Origin of the sequence: Streptomyces sp. NPDC006529, from assembly GCF_040611795.1 — a bacterium.
Classification (GTDB): domain Bacteria; phylum Actinomycetota; class Actinomycetes; order Streptomycetales; family Streptomycetaceae; genus Streptomyces.
Window position 1 is genome coordinate 14748 of the sequence record NZ_JBEXPB010000058.1, and the last position, 18248, is coordinate 32995.

Below are 18248 nucleotides of genomic sequence, written 5' to 3' on the forward strand. Positions count from 1 at the left end.
GTCGTCGGGCGAGGGGGCCGGGGTGCTCACAGGTCCCCGCCCATCAGCGCGGCGAGTTCCTCGGCGGACAGGTCGTCGAACCCGGCGTCGGCGGCGGCGACGGACTCGCGCACCGGCTCGGCCGCGGGCGCTTCGGCCCGGGCGGCGGGGGCGCGGCGCACCGTCTCGGCGTACTCGCCGAGGACCGGCGCCTCGAACAGGGCCCGTACCGTCAGCTCGCGGCCCAGGGCCTCGCGCACGGCGGCGGTGACCTGGACGGCGAGCAGCGAGTGGCCGCCGAGGTCGAAGAAGTCGTCGGCCAGGCCGATCCGCGCCACCCCGAGGACGGTGCTCCAGATCTCGGCGAGGGCCCGCTCCGTCCCGTCGCGCGGGGCGAGCAGGGCGGTGGAGCCGGCGGACCAGTCCGGCGCGGGCAGCGCGGCCCGGTCGAGCTTGCCGTTGGCGGTCAGCGGGAGCGCGTCGAGGGTGACGAAGGCCTCCGGAACCATGTACTCCGGCAACCGCTCCCGCAGGTGCGTGCGGAGCCGGGGCACCAGGCCGCGGGCGGCGCGGCCGCGGTGCGGGTCGTTGGCCCAGTGCGGCCAGGGCAGGCCGGCGGCGTCCCCGGCGGGCGCCGGCGCCACGGCCGGGTCGGTCCCGGCCGGGCGGAAGGCGGCGTCGAAGCGGCCGAGGGGATCGCCGGACGCCCAGCTGAGCCGGACGTCGAGACCGAGTTCCCCGGCCAGCTCGCGCAGTTCCTGCGGGTCGAGGGCGGCAGGTTCGGCGGCGGCGGTGTCCGCTTCCGCGCCGGGATCCGCGGCCGCGAGGCGGGCGGCGGTCCGGGCGTCCGCGTGGACCCGGGCGTTGGGGATGCCGGTGAGCACCAGCGGGGAGCCGTCGAGCAGGGTCCGGGGGTCGCCGCCGGTCCACGCCGCGGTGCGCACCGGGGCTTCGGGGGCCGGCTCGGTGTCGAGGTGCAGCACCACGTCGTAGCGGTAGCGGGTCATCTCGTTGGGGTCGCGGCCCGGCTTGAGCGTGACCTCGACGCGGCCGATGCGCGGGATCTCCTGGCGCAGCGCCTCGAAGAAGCGCGGGTCCAGCAGCAGTTCGTCCTCCTGCCGTACGGCGAGGCGGACCTGGCGGGCCAGTTCGCCCTCGTCCGTACCGGCGGGGAGGGAGGGCCGGAGCACCGAGACCTGGAAGGCGTCGAGCAGGGCCAGGTGACGCACGTCGCCGATCACGATCCGGCCGCCCGGGGCGAGTACGGCGGCGGCCTTGGTGAGCACCTCGACCAGGTACGCGGCGCTCGGCAGGTACTGCGCCACCGAGTTGACGATCACGGTGTCGAACTCCTCGGCCGCCAGGTCCGCCACCTCGTGTCCGGCCCGGCGCAGCAGCCGTACGTGCTCCCAGTCCGCCGGGAGGTGTGCGCGGACGTGGGCGACCGCGGTCTCGGACAGGTCGAGGCCCGTGTACCGCTCGCACGCCCCGGCCAGCCGGAAGAGGAGCAGACCGGTGCCGCTGCCGATCTCCAGGACCCGCCGGGGACCGGTGCCGCGGACGAGGGCGACGGTGTCCTCGACCCAGCGCCGCATCTCCTCGGACGGGATCGGCTCCCCGGTGTAACTGCTGGTCCAGCCACGGATGTTGAAGGTGGGGTCGGCGCCGCCGACCTGCTCGTACTGGTCGTAGGCGGTGTCGAAGACGGTGCGCCACCGGGCTACCTGCTCGGCGTCGGCCGTGCGGCCCGCGACCTCCTCGGCCGGAGCGGCCTCCGGGTCGGGGACGAGGTAGGCGACGAGCCCGGTGGCCCCGTCGGGGGCCCGGCCGGGCAGTACGGCCGCGTGCCGCACCCCCGGGTGGGCGCCCAGCTCCGCCTCGATCTCGCCGAGCTCGACGCGGTGGCCGCGGACCTTGACCTGCTGGTCCATGCGGCCCAGGTACTCCAGCGTTCCGTCGGGCAGCCGCCGGGCGAGGTCCCCGCTGCGGTACAGCCGCGCGCCGTCGCCGAGCGGGGAGGGGACGAAGCGTTCGGCGGTGAGGCCGGGGCGGCCGAGGTAGCCGCGGGCCAGACCCGGTCCGCCGACGCACAGCTCGCCGGGGACGCCGGGCGGCACCGGTTCGCCGCGCCGGTCCAGCAGGTGCACCGCCAGGTCGGCCAGCGGGCGGCCGATCACGCTGCCGCGGGCGGCCAGGTCGGCGGGGCCGAGGGTGTGCGCGGTGACGTGCACGGTGGTCTCGGTGATGCCGTACATGTTCACCAGGCGCGGGCCGTCCGGGTGGCGGGCGTGCCAGTCCCGCAGCGTGCCCGGCTCCAGGGCCTCGCCGCCGAACACGACGTGCCGCAGCGCGAGCGGGGCGGCGCCGGGGGCGGCGGCCGCCGCCTCGGCGTCGGCGTCGGCGAACTGACGGAACGCGGTCGGCGTCTGGCTGAGTACGGTCACGCCCTCGGCCCGCACGAGCGCGTGGCAGGCGGCGGGGGTGCGCCGGGCCTCCTGCGGCACCACGGCGATCCGGCCGCCGTGCAGCAGGGCGCCCCAGATCTCCCAGACCGAGAAGTCGAAGGCGGCCGAGTGGTAGAGCGACCAGACGTCGTCCGGGCCGAAGGACACGTGGGGGGCGGCCGCGTCGAAGAGCCGCAGGACGTTGGCGTGGGTCAGCAGGGCGCCCTTGGGGCGTCCGGTGGTGCCGGAGGTGTAGATCACGTACGCGAGGTGGTCCGCGTCCAGCGGCGCCGGCTCCAGGGGCGGCTCGCCCTGCGCGGGGCCGGACGGCGGCTGGTCGACGTCCAGGACCGGGATCCCGGTGGCGAGCGCGGCATGGCCGGGGTCGGCGACCAGGGCCACCGCGCCGGAGTCGGCGAGGGTGAAGGCGAGCCGTTCGGCCGGGTGGCGCGGGTCGAGCGGGACGTAGGCGCCGCCGCTCTTCAGGATGCCGAGGATCCCGGTGACCAGGCGCACCGAGGGCTCGACGCAGATCGCCACCCGGCTCTCCGGTCCCACTCCCCGCTCGCGCAGCCGCCGGGCCAGCGCGTCCGAGCGGCGGTCGAGCTCGGCGTAGCTCAGGCGCTCCTCGCCGCATCCGACCGCGATCGCGTCGGGGCGCAGCCGGACCTGCTCGGCGAACGCGGCGGGCAGGCTGCGCGGCGCCGCCGGGCTGGCGTGCCGGTCGGCGGACGGGGCGGCGGACGGGGCGGCGGCGTGGCCGGCGGAGGTGCCGTCGATCTCCGGTCCGGTGGACGCCGCGCCGGCCGCCAGCTCGGCGCGGCGCTCGGCGCCGGTCAGCAGGGGCAGCGCGTCCAGCCGGGTCCCGGGTGCGGCGACCGCGGCGGCCAGCAGGCACAGCCACTGGTCGATGAAGCGCCGCACGGTGCGCTCGTCGTACAGCTCGGTGCTGTAGTCGGCGAGGCCCGTCAGGCCCTGCGGGGTCTCGGTGACCTGGAGGTGCAGGTCGAACTTGGCGGTGCCGGTGTCCACGGCGGCCACGTCCAGCCGCAGTCCGGGCAGCTCGATCCGGGTCTCCGGGGTGTTCTGCAGGACCAGCAGCAGGTTGGCGAAGGGGGTGCGCCCGCCCGCGTCCCGGTCCGGGCGGACCTCCTCGACGATCCGCTCGAAGGGCACGTCCTGGTGGGCGTAGGCGGCGAGCGCGGACTCCCTGACCCGGCCGAGCAGTTCGGTGAAGGTCGGGTTGTCGGACAGGTCGGCGCGCAGCGGCAGCATGTTGACGAAGAAACCGATCAGGCCCTCGGTCTGAGGGTGGTTGCGGTTGGCGACCGGCGAGCCGACCACCAGGTCCTCCTGGCCGCTCCAGCGGTGCGCCACCGCCGTGAACCCGGCCAGCAGGGCCATGTAGAGGGTCGCGTCGTGCGCGCGGGCCAGGGCCGTGAGCCGGGTGGCGAGATCGCCGTCCAGCCGCCACGGGAAGCTCGCTCCGGCGAAGCTCTGCCGGGCGGTGCGCGGCCGGTCGGTGGGCAGGTCCACGGTGCTGGGCGCGCCGGCCAGCCGCTCGCGCCAATGCGCCAGCTGGCCGTCCAGCATCGCACCGGAGACCCGTTGGTGCTGCCAGAGAGCGAAGTCCGCGTACTGCACGGGGAGTTCCGGCAGGGCAGGGGCGTCGGTGCGGTAGTGGTGGGCGAGTTCGCGCACCAGGATGTCCAGTGACCAGCCATCCGCCACGATGTGGTGGATGGTGAGCAGCAGCAGGTGCTCCTCGTCGGCCGTCCTGACCAGCCCGGCCCGCAGCAGCGGTCCGGTGCCCAGGTCGAAGGGGCGGCGGCTCTCCTGCTCGGTGAGCCGGGCGAGCGCGTCCCGCCGGGCGTCCGGTTCCAGGGCGGACAGGTCGGTGAGCGGCAGCGCGACCCCGGCCGGGGCCCGTACGACCTGCTCCGGGCGGCCGTCCTCGACGCGGAAGGTGGTGCGCAGCGCCTCGTGCCGGGCCACCACCCGGCCGAGGGCCCCTTCGAGCGCGGCGGCGTCCAGGTGCCCCGTCAGCCGGACCGTGCAGGCGATGCTGTAGAGCGGGCTCGGACCGGCGAACTGCTCGACGAACCAGAGTCGCTGCTGGGCGAAGGACAGCGGCAGCCGGGCCCCTTCGGGGCGGCGGGCAATCGGGTCGGCGGCGGCGCCGGTGCGGGCGATGCCCTGCTGCTGGAGCAGCTTGGCGAGCAGGCGGCGCTTGTCGGAGGAGAGCGCGGTGCGCTGGGGTGACTGGCTCATGGGGTGGTCCCGGGTGCGTCGGTGGCGGGAAGTGGGTCAGGCCGGCAGGTGGTGCGGCAGCGGGAACTCCCGGCAGAGCCGGTGGACTTCGCCGCGCACCTCGGCGCGTACGGCGGGATCGAGGGTGAACTCGCGCTCGCCGTGGGGCACCACGGCGGTCAGCACGCGGTCGGTCAGTGCCGCGCAGCGGCGCATTTCGGCCGGTCCCATGGCGCGCAGTGCGAGGGTGTTGGTGCCGAAGCGGATGCCGCTGGTGACCCGCGGGCCGTGGGGGTCGTCCGGGATGCGGTTGCGGTTGACCACGATCCCGCAGTCGGCCAGCGCCGATTCTGCGATCGCGCCGGTCAGGCCGCGGCGGCCGACGTTGAGCAGCACCATGTGGTTGTCGGTGCCGCCGGTGACCAGGGTGTGGCCGAGCCCGGTGAAGGCGTCGGCGAGTTCGCGGGCGTCGGCCACCACGCGCTCGGCCAGGTCCTGGAAGGCGGGCTGGGCGGCGATGTCGAAGGCGCGCGCCTTGGCCGCGACGGCGCCGAGGTCCGGGGTGCCCTGGAGGAAGGGGAAGGTTCCGTGCGCGATGGCCTGGGCCAGGGTCCGCCGGGTGCCGGGCAGCGGCAGTTCGGCGTCCCGGCCGAGCAGGATCAGGCCGCCGCGCGGACCGTACAGCTGCTTGTAGGTGCTGGTGGTAGTGGCGTGGGCGTGGTCGACGGGGCTGGGGTGCAGTCCGGCGGCGACCAGGCCGGCTATGTGCGAGATGTCGGCGAGCAGGAAGGCGCCGACCTCGTCGGCGATGCGCCGGAAGCGGGGGAAGTCGACGGTGCGCGGGTAGGCGCTGGCGCCGCAGACGATCACCTTGGGCCGGTGGACGCGGGCGAGTTCGGCGACCTGCTCGTAGTCCAGCATGCCGTCGGCGTCGGTGCCGTAGCCGACCGCGCGGAAGAAGCGGCCCGATACGGAGGCCGGGGAGCCGTGGGTGAGGTGCCCGCCCGCGCTCAGCTCCATGCCGAGCAGGGTGTCGCCGGGCTTCATCAGGGTGCACAGCACGATCTGGTTGGCGGTGCTGCCCGAGTGCGGCTGGACGTTGGCGTACCGGGCTCCGAAGAGCGACCGGGCCCGGGCCACCGCGAGGCGCTCCACCTCGTCGACCAGCTCGCAGCCCGCGTGGTAGCGGGCGCCGGGGTAGCCCTCGGTGGTGACGTTGGAGATGCTCGCGCCGGCGCAGGCCAGGACCGAGGGATCGGCGCTGCTGGAGGCGGCCACCATGGCCAGGGTGTCGTTCTGCCGGGCGTGTTCGCGCTCCAGCAGGCCCGAGAGCAGCGGGTCGGCGGCGGCGAGGCGCCGCGCGCCGAGGCTCGCGTAGTCGGCGAGGACGCCGGAGCCCGCGCTCGTCGTGGTGGTGGTGCTCATGCGTTGCTCTCCTCGTGTTCGGCGAGCAGCCCGTGGGCCTCCTCGTCGGTCATCTCCAGCAGTTGGGCCGCGATACGGGCCACGGCGGCGACGTCGGTGCCGCTCTCGCGTCCCCGCGCGGCCAGGCGCACCGCCTGCTCGGCGAGGGTGGGCGCCTCGAACAGCTCGCGCAGCGGCAGTTCGACGCCGAAGGTCTCCAGCAGCGCCGAGGCGAGGCGGGTGGCGAGCAGCGAGTGGCCGCCGAGGGCGAAGAAGTCGTCCTCGGCGCCGACCCGGTCGGTTTCCAGCAGCTCCGCCCAGAGCGCGGCGAGCACCAGCTCGGTGTCGTCGCGGGGGGCCACGTAGGCGGCGGCCGCGCGGTCGGCCCGCCCGTCGGGCTCCGGCAACGCGCCGCGGTCCACCTTGCCGTTGGGCGACAGGGGCAGCGCGTCGAGCGTCACGAAGGCCGCCGGGACCATGTACTCGGGCAGTTCCGCCTTGAGCAGGGTGCGCAGTTCCACCGCGGCCGGCACGGCCCCTGCGTCCCCGGCGGGGACCAGGTAGCCGATCAGGCGCCGGTCGTCCCCGCTGCCGTGGGCGCTGACCACGGCCCGCTCGATGCCGTCGTGGCGGCGCAGCACGGCCTCGATCTCGTCCAGTTCGATCCGCAGCCCGCGCACCTTGACCTGGTGGTCGAGACGCCCGATGAGTTCGATCACCCCGTCGGCGCGGGTGCGGGCCAGGTCGCCGGTGCGGTACAGCCGCGCTCCGGCCGGGACGGGGCCGGTGCCGGCCCCGGGGTGGGGGCGGTAGCGGTCCGCGGTCAGGCCGGGGCGGCGCAGGTAGCCGCGGGTCAGTCCGGTTCCGGCCAGGCACAGTTCGCCCGGGACGCCGACCGGGGCCGGTTCCAGTGCCGGGGTCAGCACGACGGCCTGCTGGTTCACCATGGGGCGGCCGTACGGGATGCTCGTCCACGCCGGGTCGGTCCCGGTGACCGGGTAGGTGATCGAGTGGATGGACGCCTCGGTGGCGCCGCCGAGCGCGATGAAGGCCATGTCCGGGGCGATGCGGCGGAAGCGCGCGGGCAGGGTGACCGGGATCCAGTCCCCGCCGAAGAAGGCCGCCTTGAGCCGGGGCAGCCGGACTCCGCGCTCCTCCCCCGCCCGGACGAACGCGTCGGCCAGGGCCGGGGCCGAGTTCCACACCGTCACCTTGTGGCGGCGCACCAGGTCCACCCAGTGGTGCGGGTCGCGGGCCCGGTCCGGGTGCGGCACGACCACCGCGCCGCCCGCCGCGAGGATGCCGAGCGTCTCGTAGACGAACATGTCGAAGCTCGGGGACGACAGGCCGAGCACCCGGTCGCCGGGCCCGATGCCGTAGGTGCCGTTCAGGTCGAGCAGGTTGTTGACGACGCCCCGGTGCGGGACGGCGATCCCCTTGGGGGTGCCGGTGGAGCCCGAGGTGTAGATGACGTAGGCGAGGTGGTCCGGGCTCTGGCCGACCGGGCGCGGGCGGGTGGCGGGCCAGTGCCCGGCGTCCTCCACCTCCAGCACCTCGGCCCCGACGGCGGGCAGCAGGGCGGCGAGGGCCCGCTCGGTGAGGACCACCGGCGGCGCCGCGTCCCGGAGCATGAAGGCAAGGCGCTGCGCCGGGTAGGCCGGGTCCAGCGGCAGGTAGGCGCCGCCCGCCTTGAGCACGCCGAGCACGGCCGCGACCAGCTCCGGGCCCTTGTTCAGGCAGAGGCCGACGGTGGTGTCCGGGCCGACGCCCAGCTCGGCGAGCCGTGCGGCGATCCGCTCGGCGAGCGCGTCGAGCTCCGCGTAGCTCAGCTCGCCGGCGGGGCCGACGACGGCCGCCTCGTCCGGGCGCCGGGCCAGCTGCTCCTCGAAGAGGTCGTGCAGAAGGGCGCCGCCCGCCGGGTAGGTGCGGGCCGTGTCGTTCCACTCCACCAGGGCGCGCCGCCGCTCGCCCTCGGTGAGCATCCCCAGCGCCGACAGCCGGGTGCCGGGAGCGGCGACGGCCGCGGCCAGCAGGGTGCGCCAGTGCCCGAGCAGCCGCTCGACCGTGGCCCTGTCGAAGAGGTCGCTCGCGTATTCGGCGGTGCCGGTGAACACGCCGTCCACCTCGCGCAGCTGGAGGTTGAGGTCGACCTGCGCGCCGCCGCGCGGCACCTCCCGCACGGTGACCGCGAGGCCGGGCAGCGCGGGCGGCGCCAGCGGCGCGTTCTGCACCAGCAGCAGCGACTGGACCAGCGGGTTGTGGCTGAGTGCCGGGGCCGCGGCCCGCTCCGCGAGCATGCGCTCGAAGGGCAGGTCCTGGTGCTCGAAGGCGGCGAGCGAGGCCGAGCGGACGCGGCCGAGGAGCTCCTCGAAGGTCGGGTCGCCGGCGAGGGAGGTGCGCACCGGCAGGATGTTGATGAAGCAGCCGATCAGCGCCTCGGCCTCGGCCGGGCGCACCGCGGCGCCGGTGCCGACGACGATGTCCTCGCTGCCGCCGTGCCGGCCCAGTACGGTCTGGAAGGCGGCCAGCAGCGCCATGAACGGGGTGACTCCGGCCCGCCGGCACAGGGCCCGGATCCCGGCCGAGAGCTCCGCCGGGAGGTCCACGGCCAGGGTGGCTCCGCGTAGCGACTGGACGGCCGGGCGCGGCCGGTCGCAGGGCAGCTCCAGCAGTTCGGGAGCGCCGGCCAGCGTCCGGTGCCAGTGCGTGCGGCCGCTCTCGTCGGCGGCGGCGAGCGCCTCTTTTTCCCAGACCGCGAAGTCGCCGTACTGGAGCGGCAGTTCGGCGAGTTCGGCGGAGCGTCCGGCGTAGCAGTGGGCGAGTTCGGCCAGCAGGATGCCGATCGACCACATGTCGGCCACCAGGTGGTGCACGGTGATCGCCAGGACGTGGCGCTCCGGCGCCAGCCGGTGCAGCGCGGCCCGCAGCAGCGGTCCGCGGGTGAGGTCGAAGGGGCGGGCGGCGTCGGCGGCCAGGACGGCCTCCAGTTCACCGTCCGCGGTCACCCGGGTATCCATGCTGAACGCGCCGTGCTCGCCGATGAGTTGGAGCAGTTCGCCGTCCACCTGCTCGAAGCAGGTGCGCAGCGACTCGTGCCGCCGGACCAGCTCGGCCAGGGCGGCCTCCAGCGCGGCGGTGTCGAGCGGGCCGTCCAGGTGCAGGGCGAACGGCAGGTGGTAGGCGCTGGTGCCGGGGATCAGCCGCTCCACCAGCCAGATTCGGCGCTGCGCGGAGGTGGCGGGAAAGGCGAACTGCTGCATGGTCTGCTCCGCTCTCTGCCGACCGGCCGAGGTGGGGTCGGGGCCGGTGTCGGCGTCGGGTAGGTGGCGGGTGCCGAGGGCCGGGGTCGTCATGCGCCGGTCACCAGGTAGGCGGCGGCCTCGGCGCCGAGGCCGGCGGGGATCCGCAGGTCGGGGTGGACCGCGGTGGGCGGGTGGGCGGCCGCGCGGCGGGCCCGGCCACCGCCCGTGACGTGCAGCAGCACGCTCTCGTCGGGCCGGATCCGGCCGGCGGCGACCGCCTGCCGCAGCCCGGCCAGGGCCACCGCCGCGGCCGGTTCGATGTCGTTGCCCTCGACGGCGGCGAACAGCCGCCCGGCGGCGGCCGCTTCGGCGTTGTCCACCGCCCGCAGCTCCCCGCCGCTCTCGACGAGGCACTCGCGCACTCCGCCGGCCACCGCGTACGGCGGCTTGCGGGTGGTCAGTTCCGGTGCGTGGGCGGCGGCCACCGCCGCCCGCACCTCGGGGCCCGAGCCGATGACCGGCTCCGCGAGGCCGTCCTCCCAGGCGCGGACCATCGGCGCGAAGGGGGCGCTCTGGCAGAGCGTCAGCCGCGGCAGGGCGCCGGGGGCGCCGTCCGCGCGCCGCGCGCCCGGGAAACCGGCCGCGAGCAGCCGCCGGGCCGCCTGGTGCGCGGCGATCGCCCCGGCGCCGCTGCCCACCGCCTGCACGTAGTGGTCGGGCAGTCGGCCGATGGTCTCGGCGGCGGCCAGCAGGGCGGTGCCCAGACCGTCGCGCCGGGCCACGTTGCGGGTGCCGCCCTCGGCCTGGAAGCCGGGCCGGGCGGCGATCGCGTCGGCCAGTTCGATCGCGTCGGTGTAGTCACCGGCGACCGTCACCACCCGTACGCAGTCGGCGCGTTCACCGGCGACGGCGAGGGCGGGCAGCGCCCCTTCCGGTACGACCAGCACGCAGTCCACGCGCTGTCGCGAGCAGGCCCGCAGGAAGGCGGCGGCGGTGTTGCCTGCCGAGGCGACCAGGAGGACCGGCGGCCGCTCGGGCAGCCGGGCCAGGACCGCCTGCGCTTCCAGCTCCTTGAAGCTGCCGGTCTCCAGGGCCGCGCCGCGCTCGGGCCAGTAGCCGCTGAACGCTACCCACAGCTCGGTCAGGCCCAGGGCGCGGCCCAGGGCCTCGGCCCGGTAGGTGGCGCCGATGGCGCCGTCGGGCAGGGGCCGGCCCGCGGTCGGCAGCCAGCAGGCGTAGCGGAACGGGCCGCTGCCGGAACCGGGGGCGAACGGGCGGTCGTACGCGGTGCTCAGCAGGCCGGGCCGGTGCGCCGCGGCGCAGTCCAGCCGCAGTCCGTCGTCCGGCCGGCTCTCGTGGCAGACCGGACATCGCAGCAGGTACGGGCGGTCCGCCGGGGCGGCGGCCGGGTCGGCCACCGCTCGGTCGGCCCGCTCGGCCGGAAGGGAGGGGACGGAGGTCATCGTGCTTCCCCCTCGGTGGCGGCGCCGGCGAGCACCGGGCGCAGCGCGCCGTCGGATCCGCGGCTGACGGCGTAGCGGGTACGGTCCACCCGGACCGGGGCGGGACGGGCGGCCGCCGCGGTGGCCCCCGTGCGCCGGGCGGCGTCGACCAGGGCGGCCACGGCGGCCACCGACGGCCGGTCGAACAGCTGGTGCAAGGGCGGTGCGGAGCCGAACTCGGCCCGCAGGCGCTCGGCGAAACGGGCCAGCAGCAGCGAGTGCGCGCCCCGCTCGAAGAGGTCCTCGTGCCGCCCGATCCGCTCGGCTCCGAGCAGCTCGGCGAGGATCGCGGCGATCCGCTCCTCGGTCGGCCCGACCGGCTCCTCCACCGGGCCCGCCCCGAGGGCGGGTTCCGGGTCGGGCAGGGCCCGCCGGTCCACCTTCGCGTTCGCGGTCAGCGGCAGTTCGTCCAGCGTCACGAGCAGCGAGGGGACCGCGTAGCCGGGCAGGGTGCGCCGCAGCAGCTCGCGCAGGTCGGCCGCGGCCGCGGGCGTCCCGTGCTGTTCCAGGTATCCGACCAGCCGGGCCCGGGCGCCTTCGCCGTCCACGACGACCGCCGCGCGCCGCACCGAGGGGAGGCGCTCCAGGGCGGTCTCGATCTCGCCGAGTTCGATCCGGTGCCCGTGCAGTTTGACCTGGGTGTCGGCGCGGCCCACGAAGAGCAGCGCGCCGTCGGGGCCGCGCCGCACCAGGTCGCCGGTGCGGTAGAGCCGCGCGCCCGGTACGCCGCCGAAGGCGTCCGGTACGAAGCGCTCCGCGGTCAGGCCGGGCCGGTCCAGGTAGCCGTGGGCCAGGCCGTCGCCGCCGATCAGCAGCTCGCCGGTGACCCCGGCGGGGACCGGGTTCAGGTACGCGTCGACCAGGTGGAGCCGGGTGTTGGCGACCGGTGTGCCCAGCGGGAGTTCCCGGTCGGCCCGGGTCAGCTCGCCGCGCGCCGACCAGACGGTGGTCTCGGTCGGACCGTAGACCTGCCAGAGCCGCACGCCGCGGGCCAGCAGCTCGGCGGCCTGCTCCACGGGCAGCCGCTCGCCGCCGCACAGCGCGGTCAGCCCGGGGGTGCCCGCCCAGCCCGCTTCGAGCAGCAGCTGCCAGGTCACGGGGGTGGCCTGGAGGTGGCTGATCCCGCCGGTCTCCAGGCAGGCGCGCAGCCGCGAGCCGTCGCCCGCCGTGGCGGCGTCCGCCAGGTGCACGGTCGCGCCGTGGACGAGCGGCAGGAAGTATTCCAGTGCGGCGATGTCGAAGGCCGGGGTGGTGACGGAGAGCCAGCCGGCGCCCGGGGCGAGCGCGAGGTCGCGCTGGAAGGAGGCCAGCAGGTTCGCCAGGGCCCGGTGGGGCACCACGACGCCCTTGGGGCGGCCGGTCGAACCGGAGGTGTGCAGGACGTACGCCGCGCTCTCCGGGGCGATCGGGGTGTCGGCCTCCCGCCGTGCCTCGCCGATGGTGTCGAGCGTGCACACGGTCCAGTCCCCCGCGGGGACCCGGTCGGGCAGGTCGGTCAGCACCGCGGCGGCGGCGCCGTCGGCCAGCACCAGCGCCAGCCGCTCGGCCGGGTGGCCGGGGTCGAGCGGCAGGTAGGCGGCGCCGGACTTGAGCACGCCGAGCAGCGCGGCGAGCAGCCGGGGGGTGCGCGGCAGCAGGACGGCGACGGTGCGGCCGGGTCCGATGCCGAGCGTGCGCAGGCGGGCGGCGACCCCGTCGGCCAGCCGGTCGAGGGTGGCGTAGTCCAGCTCCTCGCCGCCGTCGGGACCTGCGGCGCGAACCGCGACGGTGAGCGGGGTCCGGGCGGCCTGCGCCTCGAAGCCGCGCACCACGCCGTGGGCCGGGTCGTAGGCGAGGGCGGTGTCGTTGCCCTCGGCGAGTACGGCCGCCCGCTCGTCCGGGGCCAGCAGCGGCAGTTCCCCGGCGGGGCGCGCGGCGTCGGCCGCGATCTCCGCCAGGAGGGTGGTGAAGTGGGCGGCGAAGCGCTCGGCGGTCACCGGCAGGTAGCGGTCCGTGTCGTAGCGGACGGCTCCGGCCAGGCCGCCCCCCGCCTCCCCCAGGGTCAGCTGGAGGTCGAACTGGCTGCCGCCCACCGGCAGGGCCAGCGTCGAGCAGTCCAGGGGGCCGAGGGCGAACGGGACGCCGTCCCGGCCGGTGGCCATCGCCACCAGCGCCCCGGCGTGCTCGCCCGGAGCCTGCTGGAGGCTGAACAGGCTGCGCACCAGCGGCCGTCCGCCCTGGTCGCGGTCCGGGCGGATCAGCTCGACCAGGGCGGGGAAGGGCACCTCGGCCCCGTCCAGCGCGAGCCGCGCGCCGTCCCGGACCCGGGTCAGCAGGGCGGTGAAGGGCTCGACCGCGTCGATCCGGACGCGCAGCGGCACGGTGTTGACGAGGCAGCCGACCGTACCGGCGAAGGCGGCGTCGTCCCGGCCGTGGGTCGGGGTGCCGACGACCACGTCCTGTTCGCCGGTGCTGCGGGCCAGCAGGAGCTGGAAGGCGGCCAGCAGCACCGTGTAGAGGGTGCTGCCCTCGCGCCGGGCCAGGGCCGTCAGCGCCTCGGTGGTGGCGGCGTCCACCTCCAGCGGCAGCGCAGCGCCGCGCATCCGCTGGCGCCGGGGCAGCGGCAGGTCCGCGGGCAGGGAGGTACCGGCGCGCACCCCGTCCAGGGCGGTGCGCCAGCGCTCCAGTCGGCGCTGTCCGGCCGCGGTGTCGACCAGGGCGGCCTGGCGGCGGGCGAACGCACCGAACGGCGCGGACGGGGCAGCAGCGGCCGCGGGTTCAGCGGCGCCGGGTGGGGCCGCCGGGTAGGCGGCGGCCAGTTCGTCCAGCAGCAGCGACAGCGACCACAGGTCGGCCACCAGGTGGTGCGCGGTCAGGACCAGCCGGTGGCCGTCCTCGGCCCCGCTGAACAGCCGGGCCCGCAGCAGCGGTCCGGCCTCCAGGTCGAAGGGCTGCTCGGCGGCGCCGGTCAGGGCCGCGGCCAGCTCGTCCGCGCTCCAGCCGCGGACGTCGACCTCCTCGAACGCGGGCGGCAGGTCGGCGTGCACGCGCTGGACCGGGCCGGCGTCGGTGCGGGGGAAGGTGCTGCGCAGCACGGCGTGCCGCCGGGTCAGACCCGCCAGGGCGGCGTTCAGGGCGGCCGGGTCGAGCGCGCCGTGCACGCGGAAGGCGGTGGAGACCAGGTAGGCGGGGCTCTCCGGGGCGACCTCGTGCAGGAGCCGCAGGGCGGCCTGGTTCGGGGAGAGCGGGTGGTCGCCGGGCTCCGTGGGCTCGTACGCACCGGCCGGCGCGGACGGGCCGTCGGCTCCCGCCGCCTCCTCGAAGCGCTCGGCGAGCAGTCCGGCGAGCCCCGCCAGGTCCAGGGCGAGGGCCTCGGTCAGGGCCAGGTCCACGCCGAGGACGGTGTGCAGCTCGTGCCGCAGCCGCACGGCGCCGAGGGAGTCCAGGCCCAGATCGGTGAGCCGGTGCCCGGGAGCGAGGTCCTCCACGGCCAGCCCGAGCCGGGCCGCGAGCAGGCCGCGCAGTGCGGCCAGCAGCAGCGCCGGGCGCTCGGCCGGGCCGGCCGCCCGCAGCGCGGCGGCGTCCAGCGCCGCCGTCCGCTCGTCGGCGGCGCCCTGCGGGCGGCCGCTGTGCGCCAGCGCGGTCAGCTCGCCCTCGCGGTAGGAGGCGGCGCACACGTGGCGCTGCACCTTGCCGCTGGAGGTGCGCGGCAGCGTCGCGGCGCGGATCAGCACCACCGCGGCGGGACGTATGCCGTGTGCCTCGGCGACGGCCTCGCGCACGGCGCGGGCCAGCGCCGGCAGGTCGCCGTCCTGGTGGTCGCGGGAGACCTCCTGGACGATCACCAGCTCGGCGTCCCCGCCCAGTTCGACCTGGACGGCGGCGCCGCAGTTGGCGCGCAGCGCCGGGTGGACGGCGGAGACGGTCTGCTCGATGTCCTGCGGGTAGTGGTTGCGGCCGCGGACGATGATCAGGTCCTTGAGGCGGCCGGTGACGTACAGCTCGCCCTCGTGGAGCAGGCCGAGGTCGCCGGTGCGCAGGAAGGCCGGGCCGGAGCCCGCGGCGCCGGTGGTCCCGTCCGCGTCCGCGGTCTCCTCGGCGTCCTCGTCCGTGGCGATGCGGGCGCCGAAGGTGGCCGCGCTGTGTTCGGGCCGGTTCCAGTAGCCCTGGGCCACGCTCGGGCCGGAGAGCCAGATCTCGCCGATCGCTCCGGCGGCCACCGGCCGCCGGGTGACCGGGTCGACGATCTCCAGCCGCTGGGAGTCGTCCGGGCGCCCGCTGCTGACCAGCTCGGTGGTGCCGTCCGCCCCGTCCGGACCCGCCGTCGCTCCACCGGTCCCGGCGAGGAGCGCGTGGGGCGCCGCGAAGCGGGCGGGGGCGGTGCCGTGCGGCTTGCAGGAGACGATCAGCGTGGCCTCGGCCAGCCCGTAGCACGGGGTGAAGGCCTGCGCCCGGAAGCCCGCCGGGGCGTAGGCGGCGGCGAACCGCCGGAAGGTCTCGGCGCGCACCGGTTCGGCCCCGTTGAACGCCACCTCCCAGCTGCTCAGGTCGAGTCCGGCCAGCACCTCGGGGGTGGCCAGGTCGGCGCACAGGTCGTAGGCGAAGTTGGGGCCGCCGCTCACGGTGGCCCGGCTGCGGCTGATCTCGCGCAGCCAGCGCAGCGGGTCCTGGCCGAAGGATGTGGGGGACATCAGCGAGCAGGAGCCCGCGTAGTAGAGCGGCTGGAGCATGCCGCCGATGAGCCCCATGTCGTGGAAGAGCGGCAGCCAGGACATGCCGCGGGTGCTGCCGGTCGTACGGAACGCCCGCTGGATCAGGGCCGAGTTGTGCAGCAGGTTGCCGTGCGTCAGCACGACGCCGCGCGGCGCCGAGGTGGAGCCGGAGGTGTACTGGAGGAAGGCCACGGTGTCGGGGCCGACCCGCGGGTGCGCCCACTCCCCCGCTTCCGCCTCCGGCACCAGGTCGGTCGCCAGCAGCCGGAGCACGTCCATGACCGCGCCGTCCGGGTCGTCGGGCAGCAGCCGGTCGCGGACGGCGGCGGTGGTCAGCGCCACCGTCGCCCCGCAGTCCACGACGATGTCGACGAGCCGCTCCAGCGAGCGCGGCCGGCGGTTGGGCGGGTACACCGGCACCGCCACCGCCCGGGCGTACAGGCAGGCGACGAAGGAGACCACGTAGTCCAGACCCGGCGGCTGGAGCAGCAGCACCGGGCGGTCGGTCAGACCGAGCCGCTGCAGCCGGGCGGCGACGGCCCGGGCACGCCGGTCGAGCTGTCCGTAGGTCAGCCGCTCGGCCGGCGCGTCCTCCCTTCCGGAGAACTCGAAGGCCGTGCGGTCCGGATCCGTCGCCGCGGTGGCGGCGATCGCCGAGATCCAGTCCTGATGCTCAAGTCGCGGGTCCACGCGTTGTTCCCTCACCGTTCGGTGTCCGATGCCCTGTTCCTGCTCCGCCGCCGTCGGCGGCCGTTCGCGTACCGGCGCCTGCGCTCAGCCCGCGGTCGCGGGAGCGGCGGCCTCGGCGGCCTGCCGCTCCATGGCCAGGCGCAGGCTCAGCGGCCGCATGTCGGTCCACACCTCGTCGATGTGGGCCAGGCACTGCGCCTTCTCGCCGCGGGGGCCCTCGGCGCGCCAGCCGGCGGGGAGCTCCCGGTCGGCCGGCCAGATCGAGTACTGCTCCTCGTCGTTGACGACGACCTGGTAGACGGTGCTGTCCTCGCTGCTCATCACTGCGCTCCGATTCGGTGGATGGGTCGGGGGCGGCGGGGTCGGTGCCGCCGCCCGGTGCGGGCCGTACGGGCCCGCCGTTCTGTCTTCGATGCTGTCGCTCGGCCCTGACCGCGCGCTGGGGCCGCCCTGACCGGGATCTGCGTCAGTCCTGGGCGGGGGCGGACGGCCTTCCGGCGGCTTCCGGTCGCGGGACCGGCGCCGGACCGGCGGCTCGCCGTCGGGTCACTGACGGCTCACTGAACGCCGACTGACGGGCGCGGTGGGTTCAGGCGAGGGCGGGGAACAGCCGGGCCTCGGCGGCCTCGCGCAGGTACGAGGCGCCCGCCGTGCCGCCGGTGCCCCGCACCTGGCCGATCACCTTCATCGTGATGCCCCAGTGGGTGCGCTTCATCGCACCCCAGGCCTCGTCCAACTCCCGCATCACAGAGCTGAGTTCGCCCTCCTCGACCGGGCTGCGCAGCAGGGTCCGGTACAGCTCGGGGGCGGTCTGCTCGACGGTCCGGTAGGACGTGGACTGGACCGCGCTGCGGCCGTCGGTGTTGGCCCGGATCACCGCGAAGGCGTCCTTGGGCATGGTGGTCAGCACCCGGAACACCCCGGAGGTCCCGGCCACCTGCCGCGTGGCGTCCGCCAGCAGCTCCCGTGCCCGCTCGCCCCGGCCCTCGGCCACCGCCTCGGTGGCGGCCGCTATGGACCGGGCGACGGCGGCGAAGACGGCCTCGAAGATCTGGATGACCCGGATGAACATCTGCTCGTCGTGGCACCGCGTCGTCGGCGTCAGCGTCAGCTCCACCGCGTGCAGCACCGAGGACGGCACCGCTTGCCGCGCCGCCGTGACCGCTTCGGCGCAGGCCCGGACGAGCTCGGCCGGGTCGTCGTCCGCGAGCTGCGGCGCGGGGCCCGGGCCGCCGCTCACGAGGCCGGTCGCCGCCGTGAGGGCGCGCAGGGCGGCCCGGGTACGGGCCCGGCCGGCCGGGGCCGCTGCCAGGGTGGCGGCCTCGATGGCCACCAGGTCCGCGAGCAGGGCGGTGATCACCACGTCCGTGCGCGCCTCGGCTCCGGCGCGGGCCAGGGAGGCGTAGACAGGGGTGCCGAGGTAGCTGTCGTAGTCGCCCCGCGCACCGTCCACCACCTGCGGCAGCCAGTCCCTGAGCAGCCGGGCGGCCGCCCGGGCCGGCTCGGCGGGGGCGGGTACGGCGGGCTCGACCGCGCGCAGGGCCGTGAGCAGCTCCGCGGCGACCGCGTTCTTGCCGACGGCCCGGTAGTGGCCCAGGACCGCGCGGTACGGGAACCGGGCGGCGTCCCGGCCGTCGGCCCGCCAGCGTGCCAGTTCGCGCAGGGCGCGGCGCGGGTCGAGGTCGGCCGGGTCCGGCCGGGCGGAGGCCAGGCTCGGCCCGCCGGGACCGGGGGCGGCGGTGGGCATGGGTGCGGGCCCGGCGGTTCGGGCCGGGGAAAGGGCGGTGGTCACGTTGGCTCCGTTCGATGTACGCCCGGACCGGACGGCCCGGTGCGGCAGAAATGACAGCGGGGCCCTGCACACCCGCCTCTGGGCCCCGCCACTCCAGCCCCGCGGGGACAAATCAAGCCTCGCGGGGACAAATCCAGCCTCGCCGGGGCGCATCCAGCCCCGCCGGGGCAAATCCAGCCCCGCCGGCGTTTGAGGCGCGGGGTCTGGTGATGGCGGTCTCGCCCTCACCCTCCACGCCGACGACCACGATGTGA

Annotated in this window: 7 protein-coding genes; all 7 read right to left on the bottom strand. The window is 76.3% G+C overall.

Annotation, left to right across the window (positions count from 1 at the left end; all coding sequences use genetic code 11):
- Positions 1-26 precede the first annotated feature (26 nt).
- The 7 genes from ABZY31_RS28015 to ABZY31_RS28045 all read right to left on the bottom strand — a co-directional run bounded on the left by ABZY31_RS28015 (position 27) and on the right by ABZY31_RS28045 (position 17994).
- Entirely contained in the window at positions 27-4694 is a 4668-nt protein-coding gene (locus tag ABZY31_RS28015) for an amino acid adenylation domain-containing protein (RefSeq protein WP_356415605.1), read from the bottom strand.
- A 36-nt stretch (positions 4695-4730) separates the two neighbouring features.
- Positions 4731-6098, bottom strand: coding sequence for a serine hydroxymethyltransferase (glyA, locus tag ABZY31_RS28020; protein WP_356415608.1), 1368 nt, complete (start codon positions 6096-6098; stop codon positions 4731-4733).
- Positions 6095-9430 carry an amino acid adenylation domain-containing protein gene (locus tag ABZY31_RS28025; protein WP_356415611.1) on the bottom strand — a complete coding sequence of 1112 codons (3336 nt, stop codon included), beginning with the start codon at positions 9428-9430 and terminating at the stop codon, positions 6095-6097. Before ABZY31_RS28025 ends, glyA begins: the two co-directional genes overlap by 4 nt.
- On the bottom strand, positions 9427-10782 hold the full coding sequence (locus tag ABZY31_RS28030) for a cysteate synthase (protein WP_356415613.1): 1356 nt from the start codon (positions 10780-10782) through the stop codon (positions 9427-9429). Before ABZY31_RS28030 ends, ABZY31_RS28025 begins: the two co-directional genes overlap by 4 nt.
- The gene (locus tag ABZY31_RS28035) at positions 10779-16202 is read right to left on the bottom strand and encodes an amino acid adenylation domain-containing protein (RefSeq protein WP_356415616.1); all 5424 of its coding nucleotides are present in this window, start codon (positions 16200-16202) and stop codon (positions 10779-10781) included. Before ABZY31_RS28035 ends, ABZY31_RS28030 begins: the two co-directional genes overlap by 4 nt.
- Positions 16203-16286: 84 nt before the next feature.
- On the bottom strand, positions 16287-16523 hold the full coding sequence (locus ABZY31_RS28040; RefSeq protein ID WP_356415619.1) for an MbtH family NRPS accessory protein: 237 nt from the start codon (positions 16521-16523) through the stop codon (positions 16287-16289).
- Positions 16524-16791: 268 nt separating this feature from the next.
- Positions 16792-17994 carry a hypothetical protein gene (locus ABZY31_RS28045; RefSeq protein ID WP_356415622.1) on the bottom strand — a complete coding sequence of 401 codons (1203 nt, stop codon included), beginning with the start codon at positions 17992-17994 and terminating at the stop codon, positions 16792-16794.
- Positions 17995-18248 lie beyond the last annotated feature (254 nt).

Excerpts from the sequence above, each read along its gene's own strand:
- ABZY31_RS28040 (WP_356415619.1), bottom strand. The coding sequence starts at position 16,523 with ATGAGCAGCGAGGACAGCACCGTCTACCAGGTCGTCGTCAACGACGAG.
- ABZY31_RS28025 (WP_356415611.1), bottom strand. The coding sequence starts at position 9,430 with ATGACGACCCCGGCCCTCGGCACCCGCCACCTACCCGACGCCGACACC.
- glyA (WP_356415608.1), bottom strand. The coding sequence starts at position 6,098 with ATGAGCACCACCACCACGACGAGCGCGGGCTCCGGCGTCCTCGCCGAC.
- ABZY31_RS28030 (WP_356415613.1), bottom strand. The coding sequence starts at position 10,782 with ATGACCTCCGTCCCCTCCCTTCCGGCCGAGCGGGCCGACCGAGCGGTG.
- ABZY31_RS28015 (WP_356415605.1), bottom strand. The coding sequence starts at position 4,694 with ATGAGCCAGTCACCCCAGCGCACCGCGCTCTCCTCCGACAAGCGCCGC.